We start from the raw sequence: 11,924 nt of genomic DNA on the forward strand, positions 1-11,924 counted from the left end.
ATTTAGATTCGTGATCAATGTTTTGGTTCAATAAGTTGGTATTTACCGCTCAAATGCATCAGGCTGAACAGATACAGCAAGCCATCATAATAAGGGTCAAAGTATCCGTCGCTGTAAGGTTCCAGCTTAGCGTTCCACAAGGCCTTTACAAAGTCGGCACTTTGAGGTTCGATATTCATTAAAGAAGCGGTTGCCGCGGTAGATACTAACCCCAGCGAATGACGCAGCTTTTTAACGCTGCCAGACTGTAAGATGAACGTTGGCCTTGAGCCATCCAGCTCGAATTGGTCCTCATAGGTGTCCATTCCTTTACTGCGTAAAAATCCCTGGAACCTCTTTGCATAGTCACTTTGCCATTGGCGGTCCTTTCCGAACCATTCATGATCAATAGCGATGTTCATGGGCACCCGCCATGAGTCGTACCGAAAAGCGGCGGGCATCCATGGCGTAGAGTGTGGTTTGCCGCTGAACTCTGCATAATCGGCATTGAGGGCGGTGACCGGGTCGCATGCCCGGTGCAAAAAAGCTCTTGAGGTATCGGCACAGTCACGGTAGAATTGCTCGTGACCATCGCGTGCATACTTTGCCCAAACCTCGTAAAAAGCAGGTAAGTGATAGGAAGGGTTGGTCCATAGGTGACCATTGCCCTCAGGCACAAAGGTGATCTGCTTGTGGTCGGTATTGATCAGGTTGAATACATTGCCGGTGCCGTCCTTTTTCCACATGGCGTCCAGTATCTTACGGGCTTCAGCATAGTAGTCGATACCGGTGTTGTTGCCCCAGCGATTGGAGGCAAAAAGCAAGCTTGTTACATAATAAAGTTCGCCATCAGACGCAGAACCTTCTGAGTTTCGTTTCAGTGTTTTAGGGTCGATGCTCCAGGCAAAATAGCCCGCTCTTGGGCCATCCTGATGTTGGAGATACTTTTTTGACCAGCGCCATATCCGATCGAACACATCCTTCTTGTTTAGTTGCACGGCGATCATCATCCCGTATGAGAGCCCCTCAGTACGAGCGTCATGATTTTTGACGTCCGACACATAGGCCATCGTATCGCCCACCTCAAAATAGACCTTGTTGGGCCCTTCGAATACATCGTGATAAGCCTTCGCTACTTTTTGATCGATCTCCTTCTGGCTGTATCCCATCTCGCGGAATAGGTTGCGGTACTTGCCCGATATCGCGGCCGGTCGATGTTCGGTCGGTGCAGCCTTCTTCTGGCATATTCCTACAATTGGCAATGCGATCGTGCATAGCGCCGATATAGCTACCCTGACCAGTTTTTTTACAATATCCATATTCATCGTTTATCGAGTAAAGCTGAACTCTTTCGCCATTAAACTTTTTGCTGTTTCAGGCAAGAAACGAACGAAAACATCATGCTGGCCGGTAACTTTTTTTAGTAGTTTGCTGATCACTTTTTTGTTGCCACCCGAGGACCCATTTATAGAAGCCTGAGCGATAAGTTTCCCGGTTTGCAGGTCATCTACCCAAACTTCTAACTTTCCTTTGCCCGCAGCAGTGAGCGAGATAGCCGATGGCGACGTAGTGCCCAGGTCAACGCCCGAAATCATGAACCATCCACCGTTATCGGTGGTCGTGGTCACTCCTGCTGCATCGCGGTCAACCCCAAAGTAGTTGCTGTAACCCGCGGCATTTATAGGTGAGTAGCCATCCTTGCAAATAAAGAGGTCAAAATCGGCGGGCTTGCCTTGGGCAAAAAGCCCTAAGCTGGTGCCTACCCAGCTGTTATAGTTGGGCTGAACCTTGTCGAGTGGGCGTGCATCGATAGGCGCACCGAGCGACGTCCAGTTTTGGCCGTTGATACTAAAATAGCCTGTCAGCATGTGCAGGTTACGCTCCACTTTGAGCCATACCGTGCTACCCGCAGGTGCATTGGTCGTACGCACAGCGGTGTCCATTTTAAAGATGATCTTTTTACCGTTATCAAACCCGGTAAAAAGCTTGACGTTCACTTTCTGATCGCCATTGGTCAGGTAGATGCCCGCCTGCTGATCAGGTGCCGAGGCATCAAGGTCAACCTTGGTCACGGCCGTATACCAGTGGTCTGTTTCCTTTTGCATCAGGTGCGTGCTCCCGCTATCAGGTGTTAGCCTCACCCAGCCCTTGCGTGCAGTGAGCGAATAGTTGCCCGACGCTCTTTTGGTCAAAAAGTGCCAATCCAACCCAAGCACCTCATTGTCAAATCGGTCTGACGTTACGCTTCGCCAACTAATGCCGCCTTGCGGAAGTTGAGGCTTAACGATCGGTTGTGTGGTAGGTGCCATACCCCATGGTCGGTCGTCTTCCCACATCACCGGGTACAAACCGGTTTGCCTGCCGGTACCCGACCAATCATCACCGTCGTAACGTTCATAGCTCTGCCCGATGGTCCACCAAGTACCATCTTTAAGTTGGATGGGTGCCGCGATATGGTTAGGTCTGCGGAATCCCACCTTGGCATCGGAGATCGGCTTGAAGAAATTACCCAACCGCTCCCACTTGGTAGAGTCGCTGGTTAAGGCCGATGCGCGAAGCACGTATTGCCCGCCCGAAACATCGCCCGCAGGGAAATAGTAGTAATAGCCGTTGCGCTTACACATCACCGGTCCCTCGGCCCAGCTGTATTGTAATTTGGCGTTGATCCAATCTAAATTGATCACCTTGTCGGTCAGCTGACCATCACGGCCCAAAGCCTGTAAGCGGTTCACCTTTTGCCCATTCTTGATCACCATGTAGGGTTTGCCATCGTCATCCACAAAAATGGAATTGTCATAGCCTAATGGACCGGTCTCTCTATTGGTCTTTACCTCCACCGGTTTTGACCAGGGCCCCTTAGGCGAGCTGGCCTTGCAGAACCATTGCCCGCCCGCCGAAAAATATATCCAGTACGAGCCATAAAAGTAAGTGATGGCTCCCTGCCATATCCCTGTAGACGGACGGTCATTCACCCATTTGGCATCAGCCGCGGTCAACACCCTGCTGATCACCTTCCAATGCACCAGGTCCTTAGAATGATAAATGGGTAGGTAAGGATTAAAGTGAAAGGTGGAGCCGCAATGATAAAAATCATCGCCCACCTTCAAGAGTGTAGGATCTGGATGGTCACCAGGCAATACTGGGTTCACGTAGGTCTTTACCGTTCGATAAAAAGACGCATCGGGCTTGGGCTGATCCTGGGCATTCACTTGCCCAGCGTTGATGGCTGACAATATTAGTAGTGCCGCACTGCGGAGATGTTTGTTCATATGGTCAATAGGAGAGTGATCCGTATTCAGTAATTAATTAGTGCCTAACCCCGGAACGTTATAATAATGCAATGAGCGATAATATTGCAGATCGTGTTCAGGCTTTGAATATTGATCGCCTATCGGTTTTTTCGAAAACGTTTGGAAGTACAGCACACAGGAGTTGCGCCAACGGATGGCCTCGTCATACTGCACGGCCATGAGCTGTTTGACCTCGTTGTAGCGGGTGGCGTCAACATATGGTCGCATGCCATTCCACACCTTTTGCATACCCTGAACGGCGGCCGCACCTTTATAGTAGTGGTCAACCAATTCATCCCATAGGGTTTTGCCTGAACGCATCTTGTAGTTCCAGCTCAGGTGATGGAACCACAACAGATAAATATCGGGACAGGTGGACAGGTCAGCGAAATGGTCCCTTACCTCGGGGAAATACTGAGCCACGGCGTTACTGCCAGTGGCAGTACGATCAAAGCCTATGCCCAGGCTATCGGCCTTATGGTAGTACACGGCGGTCCAGTCGGCACGGGGCATCTTATCGGTCCATGGACCGGGGCCGTAATGACCGTCGGCGCTCATGATATGGTGTAACCCAAGCGGCGTCATGTAGTTCACGGTATTTTCGCGTGAGCGCATCATATGATCCTTTATCGGGTCAATGAAGCGCTTATCGTTGGTGAAGGTCATGCGCAGCCAGTCGTCAGCTATGGCTTCGGCACTTGCGCCTGGATCCCATGCCAGCCTGCCAAAGCTGTACCAGTTGGCCTGGGCAAAAGGATGTCCGCACCAATTAAGGTCGGTTCCGATGTTCGCCACACCTGCCATGCCGGTCAGCTTGCCGGGCTGATAAGTACCCTCCAATACTTTGGCAACCGTGGCACCTTTTCCTTTTGCATAAGTATCGGCGTCGAGGCATTCCTTGAACAATGGAGCCTCATAGACCAGATGTGTAGAAAACCCGAGGTATTCTTGCGTAAGTTGCACCTCAAGCATGAGGGGTGTCTTTGCCATGGCCCCAAACAATGGATGGAACGGCTCACGCGGTTGAAAATCGATCGCGCCGTTCTTCACTTGTACGATCACATTATCATTGAACTTTCCATCAAGTGGTTTGAATTCGCTGTAGGCTTGTTTGGCGCGGTCGTCGGGTACGTTGTTATCATACACAAAAGCGCGCCACATCACGATACCATGATGCGGTGCCAAGGCCTCGCCCAACATATTGGCACCATCTGCGTGAGTGCGCCCGTAACTTTGTGGGCCAGGCTGACCTTCTGAATTGGCCTTTACTAAAAATCCTCCAAAATCCGGGATGACACTATATATCTCGTCAACCTTATCCTTCCACCATTTCCTCACCTGCGGGTCAAGTGGGTCGGCCGTGCTGAGTTTGCCCAGTTCGATCGGGCTACTGAACTTGATCGATAAGTACACTTTGATGCCATAAGGTCTGAACACATCGGCCAGTGCTTTAGCCTTTGCCAGGTAGGCCGGTGTAAGCATGATCACATTGGCATTAACGTTATTGAGCACCGAACCATTGATGCCTACCGAGGCGTTGGCCCTGGCATAGTCGGTGTAACGCGGGTCAGTATAGCCGGGCAGTTTGTGCCAGTTCCATATCGAGAACCCGGCATATCCCCTTTCCACGCTGCGGTTCGGGTTATCCCAATGATCCAGTATGCGATGCATCATCTTAGGGTGCTCGGTGATCTGCAAGTTGGTAAGATCCTTATTGGTCTGTACATGGCGGAGGAAGGCGAACACACCGTAAAGTACGCCAAGGTCCGTACCACCGGTGACCACCACCGCTTTGCGTCCTTTATTGGTCACCGACCGGATAATGAACCCATCGCCTGTAGGCCGTTCGGCTTTGGACAGTTTTAAAATATCGCCGCGCTTGGCGATCTGGTCGATATTGCCGATGATGAGTTGAGCCTGATCAGCTGGTGTGTTGACGATAGCTGTTTTGAGCATACCTTTTGCTGCGCGGGTCAACTCCTCGCGCGCAGCCTGAAGTTGTGGCGATGAACCTGCAAAATATACATGACTCATCATGGCCTTGAATTGGGTAGCGCGGACAGACGCCTCCATAGGGCGATAATTAAGCCACAGGTCATAACCACTTTGGGCCGACGAGCCAAAGGCGACCAGCACCAGAAGCGCTGTGATCATTAAAACAGGAATGCGGTTCATAATTTTAGGAATGGTGTAATTTAGGAACATCCAGCGATAATTCACAATCGATTGCAAAATATTGGTCATATCAATTTTGTGCACCACTTCAGTTACCAATTTACCTTTGACCGGATGAACGTGATCAGACGGTCAGCCATCCGTTGATGTTCTTTGATGCCGGGATGTTGATCCTTTTTGTTAGAGGCGGATCATACGGAAAGATCAGCGAATAGCATTTGGCATCGTTCATATCTTTTACTGCGGTCTCCAAATAACCAGGCCATGGCGAACCTGCTGTAGTGGCATCCATCGAGCCTAATGTGCAAATGATATGCGCATCAGGATATTTCTCCCTTAACTCTTTGAAAAAAGCGATGTAGGCCTGCACAATGACCGCTGCTGATGGAGCCTGTTCACCAAAACGGGCTTTAAATTGCACATTCTGCGGCTGATTCACGATCCATGAATCGTTCTGACCAAGGTCGACCACCACTACTTGCGGCACATAGCGCGAAAAGTCCCACTTGCTGCCGGGTTGGGTGCCATAAACTCGATCATACATCTCGGGCATGATCTCGGGGAACCAACTTACCATGAGGCCGATGCCGCTTTTGGCGATACAGCTCAGGTCGGCATTAAATGCCCTTGCGGTGACCGAACCATAAGCCAGATAGTTATTCTCATCCACTCCGGTGGTCAAGGTATCGCCAATGGCCATACCACAGGTGATCGAGTTGCCATAAAATTCGATATGACGTTTCCGCTCGGGCAATTTGGAAAGCTTTGCGCCTTTATTCAATTTGAATTGGTATAACGACGTCCCTCCTACGCCGCCCTCGGTGCGCTTGAATAGCTCGATCGTGTGTTTGCCTTTACTCAGTCCTTTGGCCAGCTCATATTCACGGCGGACGCTATCAGGTGTCAGGATGCTGGTAACGCGCCCATCAATGATCACGTTGTAACGGTCGGCACCATGATCGTCTTTCAGATCAACGCTCAGGCCCGAGCCTTCAAAACCGAACCTGACCGACGTTCCGGGCCACTCCAACCGTACATGGTCGGCATCGGGTAGCATGCGGCCATTGTAGCTTAAACGATCATCATTAAAGCGGACGATCTCCTGTGCGAAGGCACTAAACGTGACTAATAAGGTAACCAATAAAAATAGAATGCGTTTCATGACGAGCATTGTTTCAATATCGACGATGAGTTATTGACCACTTGCTATTACCGGCCTGTCGGTACGGAACGGCGATGCTGGTAGACCTTCTTTATTGTACAGGTCGGCATTCTCGGGGTTATCGGCCCAGGCATAACGAACATATTTGGGTTGAACAACCTCAGCGTTGCTTACGACCACCTTGTTGCCTACTATCTTGGCATCCGCCCAAACGAAGCGTTTATCCTCGCCAGCTATGGCAAAACCTGTCACGACGGTATCGCCGATGGTGGTAAGCCCACTGCCGATGTTATCAAAGGTCAATTCGATCTGCCGGCCTTTGATCTCCGTTGAATGTAAGGTCGGTCCTGAGTATACTACAGAACGGTCGCCATAGGCCAGCTTTTGCGCGGCGAGGGCCAGGCGGTCTCCGACGATCTTTTTGCGTAGCGGGTGGATGTCATTCCATTCGCCGGCATCTATAGTGACGGCCAAAGCGGTATTGGGCAATGCCAGGGCATCACGTTGTGCCTCCCGTATCTCGGCCCAGCCACTTTCGGCCGGGGTATATTGCACATCGCCAAAGTTAGGCAGTTGCACCACCAGTAATGGCAGATCACCTTGCCCCCATTTGCTGCGCCAATTGGTGATCAGTGTCTTCAACAAGCTCGCATAATCGCGCGAGCCCACGTTCGATTCGCCCTGATACCACACCATGCCTTTAATGGTGTAAGGTGTAGCCGGAGCGATCATGGCATTGTACAAGCCAGTAGGCTCATTCTGGGCATTGAGCATCATCATGGGTGGTGCGCCACGGCCCATGCGGCGGTCGTCAAACACCTGTCCTACTTTGTACCACCAGTCCCCGCGCAGGTCTATGGTGGTTCGCCCGTCAGTAAGCTCGTAGCGCTTATCGGGCACAAAGCCACCTTTACCAGCAGTGCTGGTGAGCCGCACCACGATCAAATTTTTGCCTGCCTTAAGCAGGCCGGCCGGTACATTGTAACGCCTTGGTGGATACTGGTAAGTGATGTTTCCTACCTTTTGCCCGTTCACGTAGGTCTCGTCGGCATCAATGATGCGCCCCATGAACAGCTTAGCGGGTTTGCCAGCCATAGAAACAGGAACATCGATCTCCTTTCGGAACCAAACGATACCATTAAGGCCCTTCACACCCTGGTCGGCCCAGTAGCCGGGCAGCCAGAATTTATGCCAGTTGTAAGGCTTATAAGCAGGGTCGAACCACTTCACCTTTTCGGCCATGCCAGCATCCAAGCTTTTTGCCGCAACTGCGGGCGCGTTTGCCGGCAGCGCAGGTCGTTTAAAACCCTCGAAGAAAGTGCTGTCGTTAAACTGCGCTACCCGTTTGCCATACTCGCTTACCTTGCTGATGGCATCGGCACTGATCCACGCTTGTATAGGTGTACCACCAACGCTGGAGTTGATGATGCCGATAGGCACATGATATTTTTGGTACAGCGCGCGTGACATAAAGAAGGCTACGGCACCAAAGTCGAGTATGGTTTGCGGATCTGCTTTCACCCATTTGCCGGGTGGCAGGTCCTGGTGTACCTTGCGTACATCGGCCATCGTGGGCACAAAAAAGTTGCGGATATCAGGATAGTTAGCCGTGGCTATATCCTGCGGATAAACTTCCTTGACCCGCTCCATTAAAATGGTCATGTTCGATTGCCCCGAGAAGAACCAAACATCACCCACCATGATATCGGATAGCGTGATATGGTCCTTACCGTCAAGCTGCATGGTGTACGGGCCGCCGGCACGCATGGCCGGTAACTCGGTACTCCAATTACCCTGAGCATCGGCCTTGGCCGTCACCTTCTTTTTGTTGAACGTGATGCTCACCTTTTCACTTGCATCGGCCCAACCCCAGATCCGGATCTTGGCATCGCGTTGCAGGATCATGCCGTTGCTTACCAATTGCGGCAGGCGGATGTTTGCAAAAGCCTGCCCTGTGGTCAAGCCTAATACACCTACCAGGCAGGTCACCATTTTCTGGCAAGTTCTGCGGAGGTTATTGCTTATCCTATCTTCTCTTGTGTTATGATCTTTGTTCAGGATCATCAGCTTATTTTCTTTCCAACTCACTTGTACCTTATTTAAAACTTATCCAATCTATCTGCACCGGGGTGCCGGTATCTGACATAACGAACAGATCATGCACGCCTTTCAATTTTTTGGTGAGGGCATGCTCTCTCACCTTCCAATTACTGCTTCCGCTCAATTTTACCCGAGCTATGGGTTGCCCAATAGGCTTATCGGCATAAATGCTAATGACAGCACCATCAGCTGCGATCGCGTTAATGGTCAGCTTGGCCGAGGATGGAGTCTTTGACAGGTCGACCTTGTTGTATCGCACCCACGCGCCTTTTTGATCAAATGCTACCTTCCAACCTTTAAAACGGTCGGCGGTATCAATGAACTGTACGTTGGTACCCTGCGGGCTTATGGCGCTGTAGCGATCGAGCTGTATGTGGGCACTAGCTTGCGTGATACCTACTCCGCGAAGCGTTGGCGTCACCTTGCGGATCGTGCCATCGGCGTTGAAGAACAGGCTATCGGCTCTGATCGAACGGTTCTTATCAAAGTTGGGCGACAGGTCCTTGTCGTGGTAGAACAGGTACCATTGATCTTTGAGCAAGATGATGGAATGATGCACGGTCCAGCATCCGTTAGGCGATTCGTCCATGATAACGCCCTTGATGGTGAACGGCCCCAGCGGATCAGTAGCTGTGGCATACTCTAACCGCTCGATCTTGTTCTCGACATGTGGGTAGGTCATGTAATAGACACCCTTACGTTCGAACAAATAAGGTCCTTCTTTGAGGCCCTTTTCAGGTAATGCACTTAATATTTTTGGCTCTGAGTCCAATTCGAGCATATTCTCCTTCAACTTGGCACCATAGATATTGCCTTGCGACCAGTACAGGTAAGCCTGTCCATCTTTGTCGATGAACACGTTAGGGTCGATGCCATGCACGCCTTTGATCGCTTCGGCCTGCGGTTTAAAAGGGCCGTAAGGCTGATCGGCAACCGCCACACCTATGCCGAAACCTTTGCGGGGACCATCACCTTTAACAGTAGCTGGGAAATAGAAATAATATTTACCGTTGCGGGCTACACAATCAGGTGCCCACATGGCATAACCGGCCGGATCGGCCCAAGGCACCTGCGTTTGGTTGAGGATAACGCCATGGTCGGTCCACTGGGTCATATCAGCCGATGAGAAAACGTGATAGTCTTCCATACAGAACCAACCAGGCCTGCCTTTACCTGGCTGCGCCTTGATATCATGCGATGGATATATATACACACGCCCGTTGAACACACGTGCCGAGGGATCCGCCGTGTACTGATCGGTAATCAGGGGGTTCTGGGCCGCTATCACGGTCGGTAATAAGATCAAAGCGCTTAAGGCGGCGAGTGCAGTTAATAGATATTTGGACATTTTTAGATAGATGTATTGATACGATGGATCTAAGGTCTTTTCGCTGGTATCAGATCTTTGGCTTCATTCAGCCTGTCACTGATCTTGAACTCATCGAAATCGGCATAGCCACCGGGTACTGATGTGGCATAGTTGAACAAGCCAAATCGATAACCCATAAAATGCGGGATGGTATAGGCCATTTGCACGGCGGAGCCAAGTGCTGTCCACGACCTCCCGTCGAGGCTGTAAGCGAAGTAACCCTTGTCTGTACGGTCCCTAACATCACATGAGGCCTTTAGATAGACCTTGTCCCGGTCGAGCGGTACAGCGGCCACCTCTTCGGCCTTACCGCTTTGCGCGTTCACCATCACGATATATTTTTTACCACCAGACATCCTGACGCCGATCCAGCCATATCGCTGCTGAAGCAGCATCAGCCCGGCGTGGTCCCCATCTTTAAGGTGCGATACATCGACCACCGTAGTGGCCACGCATACCGGGCCAACGATACGTTGTGTTAGGGTATTGCGGGCTAACAAGATGGAAGTATCGATACGGCCTGTGGTAAGACGCAAGTGACCGGAGCGTGCGGTAAGTGACCAAAGCGCCGGGTCAGGGTTATGGTTCCACTGCCAAACCAATGGCAAGGGCCTGTCACCTTTTTTACGCGAAAAATCATCTGAGGCTACAATGTGAGGGATAAGCCGTTTACTTGGAGGCAGGGCGAGCTGCATAGGCACTTTACCATTCTCGCCCAAAACCGGCCAGCCATCCTGCCAGTTCACGGGCACCCAATACGGGACACGGCCTACGGCACCATTATCCCTGAACAGGTAAGCGAACCACTTGCCTTGAGGTGTGCTGATCAATCCGCCCTGTGCAACGCCCTTATCCTGCAAAGCCACCCGGCCCTCGTAAGGCCCGGTCAGTTTATCGGCCTTATGAATGATCACCGTACGCATGTTTCCTTTAGGCCAACTGATGTTGAACAGGTAGTACTTGCCGTTCACCTTGAACATTTGCGAACCTTCGGCCGGCAAACCGTCAGTGCCTGCCACCGCACTGGCATTCTCAATGATCACTTGCGGCGTAGTGTTAGGCGCTATGCCGGTCAGGTCGGCATTGAGTTGGGCCAGCATGATACGGCCACTGCCATAGATCATGTAAGCTTTGCCGTCATCATCAAAAAACAAAGAATGATCATGCAATGATGGCTTGAACGAGACCGCCTTCCAGGGGCCTTTTTCAATATTGCTGGTGCTGTAAATGTACGTTTTGCCTGTGGTGCCCGAAAAGGTACTGACGTAATATTTCCCTTTGTGATAACGTAAGCTGCTGGCCCATGAGCCGCGGCCATAGTTACTTTTGCCGTTCTTTAAATTCAACTCATCGGTATCGTCGAGCGTGTCATACGCATAGCTTACCAAGGTCCAGTTGACCAGATCGGTCGACCGCATGATCGGCACACCAGGGCTCATGTGCATGGTGGTGCTGCTCATATAATATACCTTCCCTACCCTGATCATGGACAGATCGGGCACATCGGCATAAATGATCGGGTTGGTGGCCTGTTGTGCCATCACATTTCCAGTGGCCGTTATCATCAGGGCGAATACCATAAGATGGAACGACCGCAGTTTTTGAAATATTGATCTGAGCATGTAGCTTACCAGAGGTAGTTAAGTGGTTGGCTGACCCGCAGGGCAATTTTGCCTGACAGGTCAGCAATGGTTCATCATTGGTTAGCAATGCATCGCACCGCTTTGTTGGCCATAAATATCACCATGATCAGCAGTAATGTATATCACATTTGTTTAATATACATGGCAGAATGTTCACTCATATGTTTTTACGCACTTGAAATGGCTGTTTGAGGTGCTCAACAATT

Annotated in this window: 7 protein-coding genes; all 7 read right to left on the reverse strand. The window is 50.9% G+C overall.

From position 1 onward, the window contains the following. Nucleotides 1–14: 14 nt before the first annotated feature. Nucleotides 15–1,298, reverse strand: a complete 1,284-nt coding sequence (locus LLH06_RS14845) for a glycosyl hydrolase family 8 (RefSeq protein ID WP_228170080.1) — start codon at nucleotides 1,296–1,298, stop codon at nucleotides 15–17. 9 nt (nucleotides 1,299–1,307) lie between these two features. Then, nucleotides 1,308–3,248 (reverse strand): family 43 glycosylhydrolase, encoded by a 1,941-nt coding sequence (locus LLH06_RS14850; RefSeq protein ID WP_228170081.1) that lies wholly within the window; start codon nucleotides 3,246–3,248, stop codon nucleotides 1,308–1,310. A 33-nt stretch (nucleotides 3,249–3,281) separates the two neighbouring features. Next, nucleotides 3,282–5,423: an alpha-glucuronidase family glycosyl hydrolase gene (locus LLH06_RS14855; protein WP_228170082.1), complete on the reverse strand. Its 2,142-nt coding sequence runs from the start codon at nucleotides 5,421–5,423 to the stop codon at nucleotides 3,282–3,284. Between the two features lie 145 nt (nucleotides 5,424–5,568). Then, a complete protein-coding gene (locus tag LLH06_RS14860; protein WP_228170083.1) occupies nucleotides 5,569–6,606 on the reverse strand; it encodes a GDSL-type esterase/lipase family protein in 1,038 nt (345 codons plus the stop codon). Nucleotides 6,607–6,636: 30 nt separating this feature from the next. Then, on the reverse strand, nucleotides 6,637–8,694 hold the full coding sequence (locus LLH06_RS14865) for a sialate O-acetylesterase (RefSeq protein WP_228170084.1): 2,058 nt from the start codon (nucleotides 8,692–8,694) through the stop codon (nucleotides 6,637–6,639). A gap of 7 nt (nucleotides 8,695–8,701) precedes the next feature. Beyond that, on the reverse strand, nucleotides 8,702–10,054 hold the full coding sequence (locus LLH06_RS14870) for a family 43 glycosylhydrolase (protein ID WP_228170085.1): 1,353 nt from the start codon (nucleotides 10,052–10,054) through the stop codon (nucleotides 8,702–8,704). A gap of 29 nt (nucleotides 10,055–10,083) precedes the next feature. Continuing rightward, the gene (locus tag LLH06_RS14875) at nucleotides 10,084–11,697 is read right to left on the reverse strand and encodes a glycoside hydrolase family 43 protein (protein WP_228170086.1); all 1,614 of its coding nucleotides are present in this window, start codon (nucleotides 11,695–11,697) and stop codon (nucleotides 10,084–10,086) included. Nucleotides 11,698–11,924 lie beyond the last annotated feature (227 nt).

The sequence above is a fragment of the Mucilaginibacter daejeonensis genome, from assembly GCF_020783335.1.
Classification (GTDB): domain Bacteria; phylum Bacteroidota; class Bacteroidia; order Sphingobacteriales; family Sphingobacteriaceae; genus Mucilaginibacter; species Mucilaginibacter daejeonensis.